Here is a 20,033-nt window from a genome sequence, read left to right as displayed (position 1 = left end):
TCCCCCTTTCCTATGAAGATCGTTTGACATTCCAACGAATAACGAGCTTTTCAAGCCCTGCAATCAGCCAGAAGAAGACTAAACTCAGGATTACGATAATCCCGATGGCAACAAATTCACGATCTGCACGAAAAGCTGATTTTTGCAAAATCATATAATAGCCTAGCCCTACATTTCCGCCTAGCCATTCGGCAATCACTGCCCCCATGACACTATAAGTGGCAGATATTTTGAGGCCAGTAAATAGAAATGGCAGAGCATGAGGCAGCTCTAATTTATAGAAGATTTGGCGTTTCGAAGCACCAATCATTTGCATGTAGTTATACATGCTGCGATCTGTTTGCATAAAGCCATCTAACGTAGACATGGTTACAGGAAAGAAACAAACAAGTGAAATTAAGATAAGTTTAGGTAAAAGGCCAAATCCAAATAAAATAATTAATAAGGGTCCCAATGCAATCACTGGGATGTTTTGAGTTAAAATGAGCAGCGGATAAAAACCCGCTTTAACGAATGGCAGCCGATGTAAGACGCTAGCAACCAGCACACCACCTAGGGCACCCAGACTAAAGCCGATACACATCAAACGTACGGTAGCCCACATATGCATCCAAACACGAGGCATATCCGTGGTACCGTCACGCCATATTTTGAGCGGACTCGGAAGCAACCAATCTGCCGTGCCTGCCCATGTGACGGCAAGCTGCCAAATAAACAACAGAAGGATGACTACCACGAGTGGCGGCCATCCTGCTTTGATCCAGCGATGGATGTTCATTATCTGTATTTCTCCGTAAGTTTGTCCATCGAGGCTCCGGACGGATTGAAGTAAATTTTCACTTGAGATATCACATTCGGACTCCCCATATCAATCATAGCTGTATTCATATCTTGAATAATCAGCATAAGTTGATCTAATTCGCCTTCCATCGTCGTTTCCAATGGTGATACAACATATTTGACACCTGACTTCGCAATGACTTCGATCGCTCGGTCAACGTATGGAATGACGTCTTCGCCATTCACGGTTTTGGGTATGATTTGAATACTAACAAGCGCATTAGCCATCGGAATTCTCCTCTTTTCGGACTTTAGATTATTTCTTACTCTCAGGTAAAAATGAATTCGTAAATGCTGTATCCACATCCAGCTTTTTCTCCAAAAGCTTGTGGTCGAGCATCCATGTGGCGTAATTCTCCCAAACGGATTTCTTTTGTTCACCCCAACGTGCAGCATCGTCCTGATAGCGAGGGCTTAACCATTTTTGACTGGCAACAACCAGTTTCGTATCTAAATCAGGAACAGCTTTGATCAAAATATTTGCCGCATCTTCCGGTTTCGATATCGCGAATTGATAGCCTTTGGATGCTGCGGCCACGAATGCTTTCACGATGTCCGGCTTCGATGAGATCATCTTCTCATTTGTCGCCAAAACCGGTGTATAATAATCCAGTTTATCCGAATATTTGTTCAAATAAATCATGTTGAGCGGCTCACCACGAAGTTCTGCATCTACACCCGTCCAAGCGTAATAAATCCATGCAAAATCGATATCACGTTTGACCGCTGTAAAATAATCCGCATCACCAATATTGAGCATTTTCACTTTTGACGGATCTGCTTTTTCCGCTTGCATTAAGGAATCAATCATCGCACTTTCCGCTGGGGCGCCCCATCCGCCGTAAGATTTGTTTTCAAAATCTTTAGGCGTTTTGATATTCCTTGCAACAGGTGAAGCAAAGCCAGATGTATTATGTTGAATAACGGCAGCAATCGAAACTAACGGCACACCTTGAATACGGCCTTGCGTGATACTTTCTTGATAACTCACACCAAACTCTGCCGCCCCAGATGCGATCATCGTATCCGCTCCGCCTTCACCAGGCGCAATAATTTGAACATTCAAGCCCTCTTGCTCAAAAAAACCTTGATCCTTCGCAACATACAAACCTGTGTGGTTGGTGTTTGGTGTCCAGTCAAGGACAACTTTCACATCAGTTAGCTTTTTGCCTCCATCTGTCGGTTGAGCTGATTTGCCCGTGTCATTGCCACATCCTGCCATGAAGACGGTGAAACTCACGAGTACAAGTGGTGCTATTTTGTTCCATTTCATATTCATCTTTCCCCTCTCTGTATCTCTTGTTGCAAAAGGAAAAGCCCCCGACATCCGGGAGCACCATGTGTAGAAAATGTTAATCCCAACGATTGAAACGTTGGATGTGCATTTATTTTGAAATCTCTACGCTGGCACTACCCTAGCAGTCCATAGATATAAAAAAGCCGCTAAAGACAAAAAGTCTCTCGCGGCGTATACGTTGACATTAGCACACACTAATTGTGGTGTACAATCATTCTCTGCACTAGCATTATCTAGATCAGATCGAACGGTCAGCGGTATATCCCGCACTCTCAGCCTGACTACTCAAGCTCCCGGAAGGTTGCTATTCAATTTACATTAATATACCCCTACTGAAATAAATATGCAAGTAATCCTTAGCAATCTGTCACTTCAGCTCTTTCTTGGTCTGGGTATACTTTCCATCTTTCGTTGCATACTAAGGGTGAAGATTTATTGGGTAAGGAGTGGCTTCAGATTTCAGAAAACATTTACACAACCTTGAATGAAATAATGAAATCCCATGATTTGGTACAATCTGTCCATATCATTCAAGATAAACGGATTCATTTTACATATTACAATGCCATTGTAGACACATACCTGCTCCAACATGAATTACTACATCGACTTCAAACTTCAGAAACGAAGATCACGAACCTTCTTGTCTTACAACAAATGATTCCCCTTGAAAAGATCAGCATGTCGTCCAATGTAGAAGAAATTTCACAACGTTTGCTTAAAGGCTACATTTATATACAGTTAGAATCTAATTTAAATGAAGGACTTTTAATCGACGTTGCGGATCTGAAACTGGGGTACAGAAGTAATAATGAAGCGGATAATGAATATAGCGTAATCGGTCCAAAAGTTGGCTTTGTAGAAGATATTGATACGAATCTTAATTTACTCCGCAAAGAAATTATTTCGGACAAGCTACGATTCGAAGAACATATTATTGGTTCTCTTTCACAAACAAGAGTCATGATTGTCTATCTGGAAGGTATTTGCAATCCGCAGCATGTCAATACGATTAGACAACGACTCTTAGAACTAGATTTTGACGTTATCTTTGATAGTTCTATCCTTGACCAAATCATCTCAGATAACGCTAACTCACCGTTTCCCTTATTCATGTCTTCCGAGCGTATAGACAGAACGAAATTTAACCTTTTAAGTGGCCAAGTAGTGCTATTAAGCAATGGTTCTCCTTACGTCATTTCAGGACCAACTACCGTTTTTGATTTTTTCATCTCACCAGAAGATTATTACTTACCTTGGGTGTTAGGCTCATTTTTCCGGTGTATACGTTATTTCGGCGTTGTCTTTTCCATACTTGCTTCTCCCATCTATGTTGCAGTGTTAACCTTTCATTATTCCGTTATCCCACAATCACTATTAGCACCGATTATTGAGTCTAGAGCGAACGTCCCATTTGCACCTATCTTTGAAGTAATGCTGTTGGAATTAACTGTCGAGTTGTTGCGTGAGGCTGGGGCTAGGTTGCCAACAAAAGTAGGCCAAACGCTGGGGATTGTCGGTGGTATCGTACTCGGCGAAGCAGCTGTTCAAGCCGCGCTGACAAGCAATATTTTAATTATTATTGTTTCTCTTTCTGCTCTCTCTTCTTTTGCAACGCCTATCTTTAAAATGGCTAACACCATTCGCTTCTTGCGGTTTCCACTTATGTGTTTAGCCGCAGCCTGGGGTGGTTTAGGTATAGTCGTTGGGGTAGTCATCTTATTAGGTCATTTGCTGCGTTTAAAATCATTAGGTACTCCCTACATCGTTCCCGTATTCCCATTTCGTTTTCGTGAGTTCAGAGATAGTTTTATTCGCTCCTCTAATAACCTTACCAATAATCGAGCACGGTATTTGCGCCCACTCTCGCATCAACGGTATAAGGCTAATAAAATGAACGATGTTAGTGACGATTACAATAACGAATAAATTAGTAAGGGAAATTAAATCCATGCACAAATATGTTCTCCTTATTTTTTGCTTCTTGTTATCTGGATGCGCGAAAGAACAAATTGTAGATCGGATTAAACTTATGCAAAGTATTGGCTTTGACTTACAAGGGGACACATTTAAAGCTAGCGGTACTTACTATGCGTATAACAAACAAGTTGGATTATCTCTGATAAATGGAGAAGCGAAATCGTTTAATGAAGTACTTACCCTTTTTACAGCACAATCGGATCATCCTATCGCAATCGGCCAATTACAAACACTTGTTCTTAGTGAAAAAATGGCACGAAGAGGCATTTCAAATTTGGCTGCCGCCATCATTCGAGATCCTCTTATGAGTAATAACTCAAGAATTGTATTAACTAACGAACTTGCAAGTGATATCTTAAACGAAACTTTAAAATATCCACCAAGTTATTTATCTGATCTGATTAAACAAAATATGGAAAGTGGGAATACCCCTAACACAAATGGCCACTTGTTTCTCGATCAATACTTTGGAGAAGGACAAGATGTCTTTTTACCTATTATGTTTCGAAACCCCAAGGGAATTTTACAAATGGATGGGATCGGTGTATTTCAAAATGACAAATTAATGCTTATGCTCCCAGCTAAAGAAGGATTACTGATTAAGCTACTAAAAGACGATAAAACAAACGCAATGACCAGCACATACAACTTCACTGATGATGACAACAAACGAATTTCTTTTAAAATTTTGAATTCAAAACGAAACATGCATGTGAAAGATGATACCGTCATGATTTCACTTAAACTAAATATCGAGCTTCGGGATTACCCAGTTACTTCCAACATTAACACAAATAAAGAGGATATGATGCGTTTGAAGAATCAATACGAGCATCAATTAACAAAGGATATTAAACTTATGTTGGAAAATTTTCAAAAAAATGCGGTAGACCCCATTGGTTTTGGACATCTTACTGAAATTCGCCAACGCAATTGGTCGGAGTTAGATTTCAATAATCGCCAGTACGCCAAATTGAAATTTGAAGTAAAGACAGAGATTAACATATTACTTTTGGGAGTTGGGCATTAGTGCAGAACCTGGTGAAGGAAAATCACATGATTTCCGGTTTCTTTGTTTTTTTCCTCATCTATAGTTCCTTAGTGGGGGTTGGTGCTTTAAGCTTTCAAAATATCATTTTTGAATTTGCTGAGAACGATGCTTGGATTTCGGTTCTGCTTATGGGAGTAAGCTTACACGTCATCATCTGGATGATATTTAAAATGCTCGGGAATCCAGCCAAAGATGTGATTGACTTACATCGGATCTTACTTGGCAAATACGTAGGAAATGCCGTTTCTTTACTCATGGTTGCCTACTATTTCATCATGGCCCTAGCTTTATTTCGCAGTTACATCGAGATTATCCAAGTTTGGATGTTCCCAACACTTCAAACTTGGATTTTGTCCTTCCTACTCATCAGTATTATCTTTTACATCGTTTCTGGTGGATTTCGTGTGCTAGTTGGCTATTGTTTTTTCGGGGTTATCTTATCTACGTTGTTACCTCTGTTCATGTACTTCAATTTCAAATATGGACATCTGGATAACCTCATGCCAATTTTTAATCACTCCCTATCAGATTTTCTTTCTTCATTTAGATACGCGGGCATCATGTTTATGGGCTTTGATACGCTGTTGATCTACTTTCCTTTTATAAAATCACCTGAAAAGAATCGGAAGTGGGCACAATTGGGTTTATTCGTGACGACTTGCAAATACACGATTTTATCGATTGTAACAATCATGTATTATAGTCAGGGTCTATTAAAACACACCTACTGGCCTACTTTAGTGATGATAAAAGTGATTGAATTTTCGCTTATTGCAAGAGTAGAATTCATTTTCGTAAGTGTTTGGCTTTTAATTATCATCCCCACACTTTGTTTGTCGATTTGGAGTTGCACTCGAATTATGAAAAGAGTCACCCATCTAAAACCCACTTATTCACTCCTACTGATTCTGATCGTACTTTTTATAGCTTCTCTACTCTTTAATGATCGTGTGAAGATTAACTGGTTAGGCATGCATGTTGCCGAGATTTGTTTCTACTTTATTTACGCTTACATACCGTTACTCTTTATTCTTTATCTATTTCGGCACAAAACCGTACACAATTAAAACACAAAACCACTTTCCGCAATTAGAAAGTGGTTTCTTTTATTTATGGCATAACTTACCTGTTCGAAGCTAGTGAAGTAACCATTCCTTTAATTGCGATCCCACTCTCTTCGCATCTTCGTAACCAAGATCATGTAATTTCTCTAGTTTACGTGGGTCTTTCTCCATCCGTCCCACTTCCACTTTGGTTGAAGGTCGGATAATGATCGCACTTCCATCTGCTTCCATGCGTTCAAGCGTTTCGAGGGTGTTATTGTAAATCTCGCTGCGATTCACAAGCACATTTACCAAGCCATTATATTTCGGATAAAAGCTCTTCGCCAACCAGCGCTGTTTGAACGGCCGCTTCCGGTAGCCAAGCTCCTTCGTTAATATAATAACGTGTTTTCGATTACCGTCAGCCACTGACTTCTGAACCGGGATCGGATCAACCAATCCGCCATCAAATAAGGTTCTGCCTTCAAATTGAATCGGTGTAGCCACAAATGGCAACGAGCTAGAAGCTTGAACGATAGGCATCGTTTGTTGCTGTAGCTCATGTTTTGTGAAATAAATCGGTTCACCTGTATGCGCATCTGTTGTACCAATAGCAAATTGCTGCGAAGAGGCATAGAACGTGTCATAATCAAATGGTTCCAGCCGGTTCGGCAGCACATTAAAAATAAAATCCATACCAAATATGCTTTTACTGCGCAATAAGTTACGATAGCTTAGATAACGGTGATCCGCGACATAGCCAATCGTCACTTTCTTATTCCGCCCAGGTTGTTTAGAAATATAGGAAACGGCATTGCATGCCCCTGCAGAAACGCCCACCACATAGGGGAAATATAAATTTTGCTCCATAAAGTATTCCAAGACTCCCGCGGTGTATACGCCTCGCATACCTCCGCCTTCCAGTACGAGTCCAATCCCTTCCATGGTGACACCTTCTTTCTGTCTGTCTCAAGCCCCTTTCTAGCATACAGGAATTGTAAATCAAAAGAAACGGCCTTCTTTCTTCGTAAATGAGACAAAGACGAAGATTTCCTTCTACTTTCTAAAACAAATAAGGGGAAATCACAGTTCATCCGTATTTTTGCCGAAATTTAACGTATACGTCAACTTTTCAATCTACAATTTTCAAGTAGGTTCCTATTATGCCCAAAAACCCCTGTTCCTAAGAACAAGGGGTAAGTAGCAGAAAAAAATAGCTTAAGGCCATTAACGATTTTCTCTATACATGTCTTTGATAACAAGAAATTCATCCAAATTGCTTAGGAATAGATCGACAATAGCTGGATCAAAATGCTTTCCTCGTTCTAACTTCAATAGTTCCAATACGCGATCTAATTCCCAAGCCTTCTTATATACACGATCACTGCATAGGGCATCAAAAACATCAGCCAGCGCTGCAATGCGACCATATAGGTGGATGTTGTCCCCACTCAATCCCTGTGGATAACCAGTGCCGTCATATCGTTCATGATGCTGATGGGCAATAATAGCCGCGGCATGCAGCACCTTCTTATTCGAATGCTTGAGCATTTCATAACCTAAACGAGAATGAGTTTTCATGATTTCAAATTCTTCCGTCGATAAGGAGCCTGGTTTATTAAGAATGGCATCCGGTATTCCCACTTTACCCACGTCATGCATGGGTGTAGCTAATCGAATGATTTCGGCCTCTTGCTCCGACAAGCCGTATTTCAATGCTAATAGGCGAGAGTATTCCGCTACTCGTTTCACATGATGTCCGGTTTCCTGCGAACGCGTTTCCGTAATTTCCCCCATTGTATAAATGATTTCCTGCTGCGTACTCTCCAGCTCATTATTGAGATAAATATTCTCAAAGGCCACGGATACATTGGCACAATAAATATCAACGAGGTACTGCTCCCATTCACTGAGCGCATTGAAGCCATTCATATAAATAACGTTTTCCATCCCCATTTTGCTTTGGAAATAGATGACGAAACGATCCGCAGCAAAGCTGCTTTTACGCGTTTGAAAGGCCAACTCAATCTCCTCAAGAACCTCTGCGGGAACCACATCCCGTGCTCTAGCATCTTGATTCGAGGCATAATCCCCGCTGGCAGCAAGAATATAGATATCCTCAACACCCTTCGTCACGGCGAAACTGCAATGAATGGCGTTCTTATGTAAATTCACGATGGAGGTCATTTGCGTCAGGACGCCTGATGCAAATTTCTTCATGGATTGCAACTCAAACAGGGTAGCTGATGACTTAATGATTTCTTCTAAACCGATTCTGCTTTTCTCAATCGTTTTGATATCCCGGAATGAGCGAAGTGCCGTGACTACTGTCGTAAACAACTTCTGCGACGTCAACTCTGTCTTTTCTTTATAATCATTAATGTCATAATCCATAATGACAGTTCGTTCCGGCGCTTGTCCTGGCTGTCCTGTTCGTAAAATAATACGCACCGCTTGATTATTTAACTCTTCACGAATAAATTTCACAATCTGCAAACCAGCGTCCTCGTGTTCCATGACAACATCAAGTAATACAAGTGCTGTCTGCGGCTGCTCTCTTAGCAGCTGTTTGGCTTCCAATGCGGAGTATGCGCTGTGAAACGTCAACTTCCTGCCGGCAAATTCAAAATCATGCAAGACCATTTTGGTTACTTGATGTATTTGTTTTTCATCATCCACAATAAGTACAATCCATGGGTCTTGTTCAACAGTCCTGAGATTCGCTGCTTCACTGTCTTCCTCTTCAGCAAAAAGAAGCTCATCCTGATCGACAGACTCCAGTTCCTTGGTCATAGCTCCGCTTCCTCCTCTTTAGGAATTGTAATCGTAAATAAGCTGCCTCGCCCCCGTACACTTGAACAATGAATCGTGCCATTTAAGGATTCTTTTACAAGATTATAAACGATATTCATACCTAACCCTGTTCCGCCTTGTCCGCGGCTTGTCGTGAAAAACGGATCAAAAATATGCGCCAACACGTCATCCGTCATTCCTTTACCATCATCAGAATAGGCAAGTAGAATATGCTCGGGATATTCAAAAACACGGATACATATGTTACCTTCATCGTCTGCATCATAAGCATGATTCATTGAATTCATAACTAAATTCGTAATAATTTGGGACAGTGCACCTGGATATGTATACAACTGAAGTTGATCATCGCAGATAACATTCAAAAAAATATGTGTTTTCTTAAGCGCAGGCTTCAAGCTAGCACTTATTCCCTCCATATATTCTTTGATAAAGAAGGTTCGCTTCATTTCCACGCTCTGATCCACAGATATTTGCTTAAAGCTTTTCACTAACGAAGAAGCTCGCTCCAAATTGGACTGTACCATGACATTCGTCTCATGGGCTATGGCGAGATATTGCTCCAAATCGGATTTCTTCATCTTCCCAGATTCATATAACAATTGAAACTGTTTCGTCTTCTGATCTAAGTAACTGATTGCGGTTACACCAATGCCGATGGGCGTATTGATTTCATGCGATACACCGGCAACTAAGCTGCCTAGTGCCCCCATTTTCTCAGAATGAACGAGTTGATCTTGCGTAACATGCAATGTATTCAGCGCCTGCTGCAGCTCCTGATAACGTTCATCCAAATTACCGACCATATCATTAAAAGCTTCTGATACCTCGGCAATTTCAGGGGATGCCTTGAATTGCAATGTAGGCAGTTCTCCACCCTGTTTAACAATCAAAGCAGCTTCACGTAACAGGCTAAGTGGACGTATCACAATGACACGTAGAATGAGCCATAATAACACGGAAAGAATAATAGCAATACTAAGTCCAACGATCAGGATAAGCTTAGTTCTTTGTTTGAGCAGCAGTTCTTCTTCCGATGAATCGAAAATAACTTCAACTGCACCAACGACAGCACCATCCTCTTGCAAGGGAGCCGTTAAGCGTACGATTGGTTTTTTATTCTCTGCAATAGGAATGCGGTCTACAATCGTTTGGTCTTGTTTGGGAATCACGATCTTCGTCTCATTCAGAATCGTTCCGATTTCCTTCCGTTCCGAAGCGGCTAGAATTTTCCCTTGCTTGTCATAAAGCTTCATATCCAGAACCCGATTATTCTTATACTGGATGTAGTCGAAGATTTGCTGAATATCCGTGATAGATCGCGACTCCTCATACCTTCCATTAATCGCAATCGTCATGCCGCTAATTTGACTGACATAGGCTTCTCGAATCGATTGATTTAAACTGATCGTGTCAAACACCATCATCGTTGAAATCATACCTGCCGTCACTGCTGTAACGAGAAAAACAATACGTTTCTGTAAGCTAAGCCTCTTGGAGCGAGAAAACATCTACTCACACCTACTTCACATCAAACGTAATTGTTTTACTTACGTCGTAGGGCGTATGGTCGTTATTATGTAAGGAGACCTTCACTTCATGCGGCCCTTTGGGTAAATGATCCAATACCTTTTGATTCGTTGTAACAACAATCTTCTCACCTTTATCTAACGATATATGAACATGACCTTCACCTTGCACACGTTGTTGATCATAATGTTCCTTCGATAGCTTCAGATCCGTTGTGAGATCCAAGGTCACGGTATCGTCTTTAACCACGTAAGCAACCTCTAACGTAGGTGTAAAGGTATTTGTGGTAGACGTAGTCGTTTTAGCTGTACTACAGCCGGAAATAACGATTGTTAACGCTGTTAACAAATAAAAACTCTTGAATCTATTCATTTGTCATCCCCCGTGAAGATGTTTTTTTGTCTAAACATGCCAAAAAGCTATCTTCTCTAGCTTAAGAATAATCAGTAAATTTGTCCACTTTTATTTTGGAAACATGTGTAAGACAGATCCGTATTATCCAAATAGTTAGTGTTTTCGAAATTGTCTGACAATTAATGTCGAATCTTCTTGATAACGCTCACATTTTGCGCTTACCCAGGAAATAATTTCATTTCCCGAATCCGAATGATTTCCCCAGTTTTGGTGCAATGTAGTAAAGTCGCTTTTCATAGCTTCTCCCTTATCTTTTTTGAACCTTAAGGAGGTCCTCCCCCATGACAGGAACTAATCAACATCAACAACCAGTTCAGCATGCCATTGATGCTGCTGATCACGCTATCCTGCAAGCACAAGATGCCCAGCATAAGCTGCAAGTCGCTATAACTGAAGCCAATCCGAATGCGATTCAGTCCGCACAAGCTGCCCTTGTACAAGCAGATCAGCAGGTTAGACAAGCCCAACAACAATTAGCTGAGTTTGCCAACGATCAGTTCGGACAGCAAATTAAGCAAACCTTTGAACAATTGAACCAAGCAGCCCAAGATATCGGGGCTAATCAAGAGAAGTTCCATACACCTAAGCAGGTTCGATAACTGCTTCGCCCCTCCAAAGTGATCGATATTCGATCGCTTTTTCTTTTTAGGTGCACATTATGTTAAACTACGTAGGAAGGTTTTCAAGTTATTTGGGGAGGCACTACTTACATGCTCGTGATTGGAATTGCCGGAGGTACCGGTTCAGGTAAAACAACAGTAGCGAAATCGATTATGACAAAACTCGGATCCACGAATGTGACTTTAATTTCACAAGATAATTATTATCTTCATCATAGCGGCATTACTTTTGAAGAGCGGGAACGTATTAATTATGATCATCCTCGTGCATTTGAAAATAATTTGCTTCTTCAGCATCTGACGCAGTTAAGAAACGGGCAGGCTGTCGACATTCCTGTCTACGATTTTTCACAACATGCTCGCTCAGAAGAAACGATCCATATTGAAGTTAAGCCGATTGTGCTGATCGAAGGGATTCACGTTCTAACTGATGAAGAGCTGCGCAGCGCATTGAATATTAAGGTCTTTGTGGATACAGATCCCGACGTTCGCATCCTTCGTCGATTGTCTCGTGATATTAACGAACGCGGCCGTTCATTACAATCCGTTTTCGACCAATATTTGACGACAGTTAAACCCATGCATGATGCGTTTATAGAGCCTTCGAAGAAATATGCGGACATCATCATACCGGAAGGCGGAGAAAATCAAATTGGCATCTCTTTGCTAACCATTTTGACAGAACGCTATATGACCGATCAAGCTGCTAATTACGAAATTGGCTAGTATTCAAATGAGAAAAAGCCACCTTCCCTCATAGGGAAAGTGGCTTTTTCTCATTCTGTCCGCGCTCTAAAAATGAAACCGGAGATACCGAATAGCAAGTAGACCAGCGCAAGAAAGTAAAAAATACTGGATACGTTCAAATAGTGCAACGCCATTCCGCCAACTAAGGGACCGATGATGCTTCCTACGCTATATTGAATCGAGGCAATGATATTGGCTGTTGGCAGTAAATGCCTTGGTAAAATATCGGCCGCGTAGGCAAGACCAAGCGAGAAAAATGACCCCACCATGCCGCCTGCTACACCTAAACAGATCCCAAGTCCCCATAAGTTTGTCCCTACGAAGGGCACACAAGCGAACGCTATAGCCCCTACGATGGCTGTGCCCATTAGAATGGGCTTTCTACCTACACGATCGCTCCATATCCCAAGAGGCAGCTGCATAATGAGTCCACCAATTCCTGTGACAGGGAGTAAGAGCCCAATCGTAGACTCCGATATCCCGATTCGCAGACCGTACAGAGGAAAGTTGCTATTCATAGCTGCTTCCATATAGCCAAACAGCAAAGAGGTTATAAGCGGAAACCATGCAAATGAAATGACCGTTGTGGCTCGTTTATGGGCAGCATCCGCACGCTCTGACCGTTCAGGCTTTTCATTCTTTAGCTTCGTTAGCAAGATTAAGATCAAAAGAAAGAAGCAGGTTGTCACAAGGAAAGGCATCCAAATACCCGCTTTTAATAACGTGATACCTAAAGGCCCTATACTAAAGCCTACGCCATAAGCCATCCCATACAAGGAGATATTGCGTCCTCTCTTCTCTTTCGGGCTAGACGCAACAATCCAGAGCTGTGTAGCAAAATGTAAGGCGCTATCGCCAATTCCTACAAGCAGTCGCAGGACGAACCAAAAACCGACCTGTTGCCATACGGGAAACAAACAATTCGCAATGATGATTAAGCTCATGCCAATCATAATGACTGGTTTGTAACCATATCGTCGTACCGGCTTCTCGATGACAAACATCGTCGCGAAGATTCCTATATATAAAGCCGCAGCATTTAAACCATTCGTATCCGTTGAAACACCAGCGCGATCAAGTAAAATCGTGAGAAGTGGCAGAAGCATCCCTTGGCTCATTCCTGCCACGATAATCACCATTATTAATGTCGTTAATTGATAATTAGACTTCCAAAATTTAAGAACCATTCCCGAAATCCACCGTTTCCCATCTCTCGGCATAGTCATGTAGCTTGCCATGAAGGGGCACACGGAACTGCGTAAATATGACGAGTCTTGCTTTTTTAATCCACTCTTTGAAGGATGGGTAGGTAACGAAAAGATTCGCATAGCGATCACTCATACAAATAAAGTGAGGACCCGGCGATTTCTCAGTCAAAAAACTTAACGACGTATCCAGCGGCGTGTACTTCTTGCGTTTTCCTTCCCATTTGTCCAATTCAATTTGCAGGGTGGAATCTACATCCTCTAACAATTGCTCCAACTGTTTCACACGCGCATAATAGGGCATTTCTGTCCGAATCTCCATCCTACGCAGTGTTTCCTCATGTTGTGGATAAAAAATTGCGCGTACGAACTTTCTTTCTTCCGCCCAGGCGATACACGCGCTGATCTCGTCTGCTGTCCAGTCTTCGAACGTTTCAAATACGAGGACGGTACCTTTCTGGGACTCGGCTGGGGGTTCGTACCCAAAGGGTACTTTGATTTGATCTCGTGCCATAGCTACCTCCTCTAGTTGTCCTTACATCTTGATGACTTTATTGAAAATCCAAACTCCTATAAGTAGTATACCCCTTCCAACTCTGTGAAGCCATGCTCTCGATTGGATTACGCCAACGCGTTGCGTTATACTTTATAAGTACATATTTTTAATTAAGGGAGACCTACCGTATGAGAGATCCGAGACTTCAAATTTTTGCCCGAAACATTATTCGGTATTCCGTGAGCCTGCAGCCCGGTGAGAACATATTGATTGAAATGATTGGTGTAAGAGATCCTGAGCTTGCGAAATGTTTGATCGAGGAAGTTTATGCCGCTGGAGGTAATCCATTCATCGAATTACGTGATCCAGCTATTACACGGAGCCTACAAATGAAAGGTACACAAGCTCAATTCAGCGCTTGGTCGGACATTGAGCTAGCTCGCATGAAACAAATGGATGCTTATGTGGCTGTTCGCAGCGGCGATAACATTACAGAATCCTCGGATGTACCTGATGAACAAATGAAGCTGTTCCTGAAGTACTTCCAACGCCCAATCTTTGATGAGCGTATAAATAACACCAAATGGGTCGTTATGCGCTATCCGAATCCGTCAATGGCTCAGCTAGCGGGTAAAAGCACAGAAGCATTTGAAGATTTCTACTTTAACGTTTGCAACCTCGATTACAGCAAAATGGCAAAGGCCATGGAATCACTTGTTGATCTGATGAACCGAACCGATCGCGTGCGATTGGTAGCAAAGAACACGGACCTCAGCTTCTCGATCAAAGATATCGGTGCTGTTCCTTGCTCCGGGCGTCGTAATATTCCAGATGGCGAAGTTTACACCGCCCCTGTGAAAGATTCCGTAAATGGTGTTATTAGTTACAACACACCCACCATTTACTCCGGAACTTCTTTTGAAAACATTGTGCTGACTTTCGAGAATGGCCGCATCATTAACGCAACAAGTAATGATTCGAAGAAGTTGAATGAGATCCTGGATACAGATGACGGCGCTCGCTACATTGGCGAATTCGCAATTGGTGTGAACCCCTACATCCAACATCCGATGAAAGATATTTTATTTGATGAGAAAATTGACGGAAGTATCCACTTTACGCCAGGTCAAGCTTATGAAACGGCAGACAATACGAACCGTTCTTCCGTTCACTGGGACATGGTATTAATTCAACGTCCTGAATACGGCGGCGGCGAAATTTATTTCGACGATGTGCTTATTCGTAAAGACGGTCGATTCGTTATTCCAGAGTTGGAAAAACTAAACCCAGAAAATTTAATGTAGTTAATCACCTACAGCATGTTAAAAAAGCAGTTGAGTCTTCCGAGCGCATTCTCTCGGTAAGCTTCAACTGCTTTTTATCCTAGCCAGTGGAAAATAACGTTCGCCGCAGATTCATTATGAGCGGGAGCTTGTAACGGAATAAGAAGCGAGGTTTGTTTCACTAAACCAATTAGGTTTGGCGTACTCCCGTTGGATTGTATGCGCACCTCGGCCCCTTTGGGAACGAAAGGAAATACCTGCTGAATGTCCTCATTCGTTAAACGAATACAACCTAATGATAGATTTCCGCCGATCGAACTCTCATCGTACGTGCCATGTAAAGCGATTGCGCCTAGTCCTAAGCCTGCTTCACCGTAACTTTGACTTGTCTTCCCTTGAGGCTGCTTCACGCGGTCTACGACCCGAAATTCGCCATCTGGCGTGCTTCCGTTGGCACCAAGGCCTATTTCTTTATCCCAAAGTAGATAGGGGCCGCTTACGAGCTTTAGATGATACGCGGCTTTATCTATCTCGAGATGGACAGGATCATAAGGAACGCTTGCCCCGTTTGTTGCATTCGCATAAAACATATGCGCAATATCTGGTGACTTCGGGTCATACACCCATCCCCCTTCACCATCGTAGTTGGCTTTGATTTCATTCAATCCAGAAACCGCTTCGATGGGGATAAAGCTCAAATAATTGTGGGGATAGGCCTGTAAGAGTTCATCTATATGAGCGGGAGTGTGTCCGATATCCTTACGATACGATTCCAAGGCTGTTCGAACTAAATTAGCACCAAACGCGCTAAGCGGTTGGTGCTCTTCAAATTCAGGGTTCAAAAACCGGATGTGAACCAAGCCATCTGCCTCAGGCTGATAAGTAGCAAGGACACTTGCACGCTTCATATCCTCCTCATTGGTCAGCAGCATGGTTTTCCCTTGATCCCTGTTATCTGCTGTGACTATGCCATAGATCAGAATCGCAGCTTTCGGTATTTCTTTTGCCAAAACCAAAGCTTGATCATGAAGCATATTCTCGATTTCAGCATGTGAAGCTTCTGGCGAGAGATATAGGATAAACGGCTTGTCCACCGTTTCGTAGGTCACCTGCGTGCCTACTCCCCATACCTTCATTTTGCTAATCGTCCTAGAAATCGTTTGATTACCCGCAAAGAACGTTACCAAGATTACATTGAGAATCAGAAGGACAAGCAACAGCATTTTCATAAAAGGGGGCAATAAGGGCTTTGGCTTCACGGGCAATGTCATCTCTAGATTCGCTAGGTGAGCAGCCTGCTGCTCATCTAAGAGATGAATCGCACGATTTGCAGCCGAATAAAATGGCGAAGGATAGGTTTTGAGCACTTCCGTATAGTGAAACCTAGCTCTCTTCAAATTCCCTCTCTCACGAAACTTCTGCCCGAGATTGAAATGCGATTCTGGTGAATTCGCATCCAAATAACGAATGACCTTCTCATGATACTGTGGATCAGCATGACTAATGAACAAATTCTTGTGCAAATGAACGAGGTGATCATCGAGTTGATTACGGAATCGTTGGTTTCGTCGGATCATTTGGCTCCTCTCCGTTCATAAATATAGCTTGTCTTCCATGATGCTTGATACGTTTAGTATCTCTGATACATAATGTATCATGAAATGGATTGAAAAGACAACCCTTTTACTCATCGGGGGCTTTCCGTGTGTTAAGAACAGAAAAGACGCCCGCAGCCACCTTTAAACAGAGTGGCTGAGAACGTCTAATCCTTCATGCTATTAACTAATTAATGCGCGACTGTATTATAGGTCATGATCCAGATGGAACCGGCAACGATGGTTACTAGAATAACTAGACCAAATAGCAGCGCCATGATGTTCCACCGTGCATTCTCGCCTTCTTTGAGATGCATGAAGAAGAACAATTGCACAGCAAATTGCAAAACAGCCATAACTAAAATCAGTATTAATGTACCTGTTTTCTCAAGCATATGGTTCATGACAACAACAAGTGGAATGATGGTCAGAATGATCGATAACGCAAAACCGATGATATACGATTTCAATGATCCATGCGATTCGTGATTGTTATGAGATTGTGTATGTGGTTGGCTCACTTACATCACCCCCATGAGATAGACGACCGTAAATACGAAGATCCAAACGACATCAAGGAAATGCCAATACAAGGAAATGATCGCTACTTTACGTTTCGTAACGGTTGTAATCCCGCGGCGTTTTAATTGAAAAATTAAACCAATCATCCAAAGCAAACCAACGGAAACGTGCAGACCGTGCGTACCCACTAATACGAAGAAGGCGGATAAGAAAGCACTCGTGCTGATTGTTGCACTTTCATGGTTAACCATGGTAATAAATTCGGAGACCTCTAATCCTACGAATGAGGCTCCTAATATTACGGTCACAATCAACCAACCGATCAATTGCTTCAGATTTCCTTTGTGCATACCGAGTACAGCCAAACCGCTTGTAAAACTACTCGTCAGCAAGATGAAGGTTTCTGCAATAATACCCGGCATCTTGAATAACTCTTCCGGTGTCGGTCCGCCATTCGTATTTTGGTGAAGAACGATATAGGTCGCAAATAGCGAGCCGAATAAAATGACGTCTGTGATTAGGAATATCCAAAATCCAAACGTTTTGAGCGATTCATGCTCTTGCTCGTGATCGTGTCCATGGTCGTGTGCACCATGTGCAGCTGTGTGTGCCATTACACCTTCACTCCTTTCCAAGCGGCCTCTTCTGTCTTCTTCACTTCATCCGCTGGAATATAGTAATCCGTATCATAGCTGAAGGAGCGAGCAATCATACAGATGGCAACACCAATTAATGAAGGAATGGTTAGCCACATCCAATCCCAGACGAATCCGAAGCCAGCAAAGAACCATAACAACGATATAATAAACGGAATTGCTGAGTTTTTAGGCATATGAATCGGTTCATACGACGTTGGTTTCGGTTGTTTTTTACCTTGCTTCGCTTCCCACCAAGCGTCAGCGACTTCTGCTTTAGGCAATACTGCAAAGTTGTACAGTGGTGCTGGTGAAGGAATGGACCATTCCAGCGTTCGTGCATCCCACGGATCACCCGTAACATCTTGTTCTCTGAACTTAATGGAGTGAGCGATTTGCCATACTTGGAAAATGAAACCAAGACCCATTAAGAAACCGCCGACCGTTGAAACCATGTTAAGCGGGCCCCAGCCCATATCCCAGCTGTATGTGTAGGTACGACGCGTCATTCCGTCTAGACCTAGGAAGTATTGCGGCATGAAACATACATAGAAACCGATGTTCCACACCCAGAACGCCCATTTGCCTAAATGTTCATTCAGCTTGAAGCCGAACATTTTCGGCCACCAGTAATAAAGTCCTGCGAAATATCCAAACGCTACCCCACCAATTAACACTTGATGGAAATGCGCGATCAAGAAATAGCTATTGTGGAATTGAAAATCAGCAGGAGCAACAGATAACAAGACCCCTGTCATTCCCCCAACAACAAAACATGGAATAAAGGCAATCGTCCATAGCATCGGTGTTGTAAACCGAATTTTTCCTCGGAACATCGTGAAGAGCCAGTTAAATACTTTTGCCCCCGTTGGAATTGCAATGAGCATCGTACTTATCGCGAAGAAAGCATTCACGTCCGCCCCGGATCCCATCGTGAAGAAGTGATGCGCCCAGGTAAAGAAGGACAGCAAGCTGATGATTAACATCGCGAATACCATCGATTTATAGCCGAACAGCTTCTTCTTCGAGAACGTTGATACGATTTCGGAGAAAATCCCGAAGGCTGGAATCACCACAATGTAAACCTCAGGGTGGCCCCACATCCAAATTAAATTGATATACATCATCGGATTTCCGCCGCCGTCCAAGGTGAAGAAATGAGCACCGAAGAAGCGGTCTAAGAATAGTAAAGCAAGTGTCACTGTTAAGATTGGAAAAGCAAAGATAATCATAATGCAGCTTGAAAATACGGACCACGTAAACATGGGCATTTTCATCAATTTCATACCTGGTGTACGCATTTTCAAAATGGTCACAATGAAGTTAATTCCTGTTGCCAAACTCCCGATCCCTGAAATTTGAATGCCCCAAATGTAGAAGTTCTGGCCCACTCCTGGGCTATGTGACAATTCGGAAAGTGGCGGATAGCTGAGCCAACCAGCATCTGGTGAACCACCAATTACGAATGAAACGTTGAATAGCATAGCGCCCCAGAAGAACATCCAGAAACTCAGTGAGTTCAAGAAAGGGTATGCGACATCGCGCGCTCCGATTTGCAGAGGAACAACAATGTTGAATAAACCAAACATGAGCGGCATCGCCATGAATAAAATCATGATGACACCATGCGTTGTGAAAATTTGATTATAGTGATCTGGTTGTAAGAACTGGCTATCTGGAACCGCTAGCTGCAACCTCATTAGAAGTGCATCTACACCACCGCGGAATAACATTAATAACGAACAGATAATATACATGATCCCGATTCGCTTATGGTCAACGCTTGTCAACCATTCACGCCATAGCCAACCCCATTTTCGGAAAAAGGTGAGTACGAATACCATGGCTACTAACGAGAGCCCGATACTGACCTGAGCTCCTAGAATCATTGGATCGCCCGTTACGAAAAACTCGGATGAAAAATCTTTTATTTTATCCAGCATGAGCAGATCTCCCTTTCG

General features: G+C 42.4%; 19 protein-coding genes. 6 read left to right on the top strand and 13 right to left on the bottom strand.

From position 1 onward, the window contains the following. Nucleotides 1-10: 10 nt before the first annotated feature. From J2736_RS04835 to J2736_RS04825, 3 genes are read right to left on the bottom strand one after another with little or no spacing between them, the layout of a single operon-like run. Nucleotides 11-778, bottom strand: a complete 768-nt coding sequence (locus J2736_RS04835) for an ABC transporter permease (RefSeq protein WP_310224067.1) — start codon at nucleotides 776-778, stop codon at nucleotides 11-13. Beyond that, nucleotides 778-1,068 (bottom strand): thiamine-binding protein, encoded by a 291-nt coding sequence (locus tag J2736_RS04830; protein WP_310224065.1) that lies wholly within the window; start codon nucleotides 1,066-1,068, stop codon nucleotides 778-780. The genes J2736_RS04835 and J2736_RS04830 overlap by 1 nt, the downstream gene beginning before the upstream one ends. 28 nt (nucleotides 1,069-1,096) lie before the next feature. Beyond that, the gene (locus J2736_RS04825; protein WP_397340158.1) at nucleotides 1,097-2,113 is read right to left on the bottom strand and encodes an ABC transporter substrate-binding protein; all 1,017 of its coding nucleotides are present in this window, start codon (nucleotides 2,111-2,113) and stop codon (nucleotides 1,097-1,099) included. 459 nt (nucleotides 2,114-2,572) lie between these two features. Here J2736_RS04825 and J2736_RS04820 point away from each other — a divergent pair, with 459 nt between their 5' ends. The 3 genes from J2736_RS04820 to J2736_RS04810 are packed head-to-tail and all read left to right on the top strand — an operon-like array spanning nucleotide 2,573 to nucleotide 6,235. Beyond that, nucleotides 2,573-4,066, top strand: coding sequence for a spore germination protein (locus tag J2736_RS04820; RefSeq protein ID WP_310224062.1), 1,494 nt, complete (start codon nucleotides 2,573-2,575; stop codon nucleotides 4,064-4,066). Next, nucleotides 4,038-5,147 carry a Ger(x)C family spore germination protein gene (locus tag J2736_RS04815; RefSeq protein ID WP_310224060.1) on the top strand — a complete coding sequence of 370 codons (1,110 nt, stop codon included), beginning with the start codon at nucleotides 4,038-4,040 and terminating at the stop codon, nucleotides 5,145-5,147. The genes J2736_RS04820 and J2736_RS04815 overlap by 29 nt, the downstream gene beginning before the upstream one ends. A gap of 26 nt (nucleotides 5,148-5,173) precedes the next feature. Beyond that, nucleotides 5,174-6,235 carry a GerAB/ArcD/ProY family transporter gene (locus J2736_RS04810; RefSeq protein ID WP_310224058.1) on the top strand — a complete coding sequence of 354 codons (1,062 nt, stop codon included), beginning with the start codon at nucleotides 5,174-5,176 and terminating at the stop codon, nucleotides 6,233-6,235. Nucleotides 6,236-6,304: 69 nt separating this feature from the next. On the opposite strand, the gene J2736_RS04805 is transcribed toward J2736_RS04810, so the two are convergent. The 4 genes from J2736_RS04805 to J2736_RS04790 form a co-directional block, all read right to left on the bottom strand. Further along, nucleotides 6,305-7,156, bottom strand: coding sequence for a patatin-like phospholipase family protein (locus J2736_RS04805; RefSeq protein ID WP_310224056.1), 852 nt, complete (start codon nucleotides 7,154-7,156; stop codon nucleotides 6,305-6,307). Between the two features lie 282 nt (nucleotides 7,157-7,438). Continuing rightward, the gene (locus J2736_RS04800; protein ID WP_310224054.1) at nucleotides 7,439-9,004 is read right to left on the bottom strand and encodes a DUF3369 domain-containing protein; all 1,566 of its coding nucleotides are present in this window, start codon (nucleotides 9,002-9,004) and stop codon (nucleotides 7,439-7,441) included. Then, on the bottom strand, nucleotides 9,001-10,536 hold the full coding sequence (locus J2736_RS04795; protein ID WP_310224052.1) for a sensor histidine kinase: 1,536 nt from the start codon (nucleotides 10,534-10,536) through the stop codon (nucleotides 9,001-9,003). Before J2736_RS04795 ends, J2736_RS04800 begins: the two co-directional genes overlap by 4 nt. Before the next feature lie 10 nt (nucleotides 10,537-10,546). Continuing rightward, the gene (locus J2736_RS04790) at nucleotides 10,547-10,927 is read right to left on the bottom strand and encodes a hypothetical protein (RefSeq protein WP_310224051.1); all 381 of its coding nucleotides are present in this window, start codon (nucleotides 10,925-10,927) and stop codon (nucleotides 10,547-10,549) included. Between the two features lie 323 nt (nucleotides 10,928-11,250). Between J2736_RS04790 and J2736_RS04785 the strand changes: the two genes are divergently transcribed. Next, nucleotides 11,251-11,568, top strand: coding sequence for a hypothetical protein (locus tag J2736_RS04785; RefSeq protein ID WP_310224049.1), 318 nt, complete (start codon nucleotides 11,251-11,253; stop codon nucleotides 11,566-11,568). A 111-nt stretch (nucleotides 11,569-11,679) separates the two neighbouring features. Further along, nucleotides 11,680-12,315: a uridine kinase gene (udk, locus tag J2736_RS04780; protein WP_310224047.1), complete on the top strand. Its 636-nt coding sequence runs from the start codon at nucleotides 11,680-11,682 to the stop codon at nucleotides 12,313-12,315. A gap of 50 nt (nucleotides 12,316-12,365) precedes the next feature. Here udk and J2736_RS04775 read toward each other — a convergent pair whose 3' ends face one another. Both J2736_RS04775 and J2736_RS04770 read right to left on the bottom strand, forming a co-directional pair. Beyond that, nucleotides 12,366-13,523, bottom strand: coding sequence for an MFS transporter (locus J2736_RS04775; protein WP_310224045.1), 1,158 nt, complete (start codon nucleotides 13,521-13,523; stop codon nucleotides 12,366-12,368). Then, on the bottom strand, nucleotides 13,513-14,055 hold the full coding sequence (locus J2736_RS04770; protein ID WP_310224043.1) for a hypothetical protein: 543 nt from the start codon (nucleotides 14,053-14,055) through the stop codon (nucleotides 13,513-13,515). The genes J2736_RS04775 and J2736_RS04770 overlap by 11 nt, the downstream gene beginning before the upstream one ends. 170 nt (nucleotides 14,056-14,225) lie before the next feature. On the opposite strand from J2736_RS04770, the gene J2736_RS04765 reads away from it, so the two are divergent. After that, nucleotides 14,226-15,341, top strand: coding sequence for an aminopeptidase (locus J2736_RS04765; protein WP_310224040.1), 1,116 nt, complete (start codon nucleotides 14,226-14,228; stop codon nucleotides 15,339-15,341). Nucleotides 15,342-15,415: 74 nt separating this feature from the next. On the opposite strand, the gene J2736_RS04760 is transcribed toward J2736_RS04765, so the two are convergent. The 4 genes from J2736_RS04760 to J2736_RS04745 form a co-directional block, all read right to left on the bottom strand. Continuing rightward, nucleotides 15,416-16,897, bottom strand: a complete 1,482-nt coding sequence (locus J2736_RS04760) for a L,D-transpeptidase family protein (protein WP_310224038.1) — start codon at nucleotides 16,895-16,897, stop codon at nucleotides 15,416-15,418. A gap of 209 nt (nucleotides 16,898-17,106) precedes the next feature. Next, complete coding sequence (cyoD, locus tag J2736_RS04755) at nucleotides 17,107-17,436, bottom strand: cytochrome o ubiquinol oxidase subunit IV (protein WP_310224036.1); 330 nt, start codon at nucleotides 17,434-17,436, stop codon at nucleotides 17,107-17,109. Further along, nucleotides 17,437-18,051: a cytochrome o ubiquinol oxidase subunit III gene (cyoC, locus tag J2736_RS04750; RefSeq protein WP_310224034.1), complete on the bottom strand. Its 615-nt coding sequence runs from the start codon at nucleotides 18,049-18,051 to the stop codon at nucleotides 17,437-17,439. Continuing rightward, nucleotides 18,051-20,015, bottom strand: coding sequence for a cbb3-type cytochrome c oxidase subunit I (locus J2736_RS04745; protein ID WP_310224032.1), 1,965 nt, complete (start codon nucleotides 20,013-20,015; stop codon nucleotides 18,051-18,053). The genes cyoC and J2736_RS04745 overlap by 1 nt, the downstream gene beginning before the upstream one ends. Nucleotides 20,016-20,033: the final 18 nt, after the last annotated feature.

Origin of the sequence: Paenibacillus qinlingensis (assembly GCF_031455095.1) — a bacterium.
GTDB lineage: Bacteria > Bacillota > Bacilli > Paenibacillales > NBRC-103111 > Paenibacillus_E > Paenibacillus_E qinlingensis_A.
Note: the sequence above shows the minus strand (reverse complement) of the source record. Positions and strands in the feature narration are given on the sequence as shown.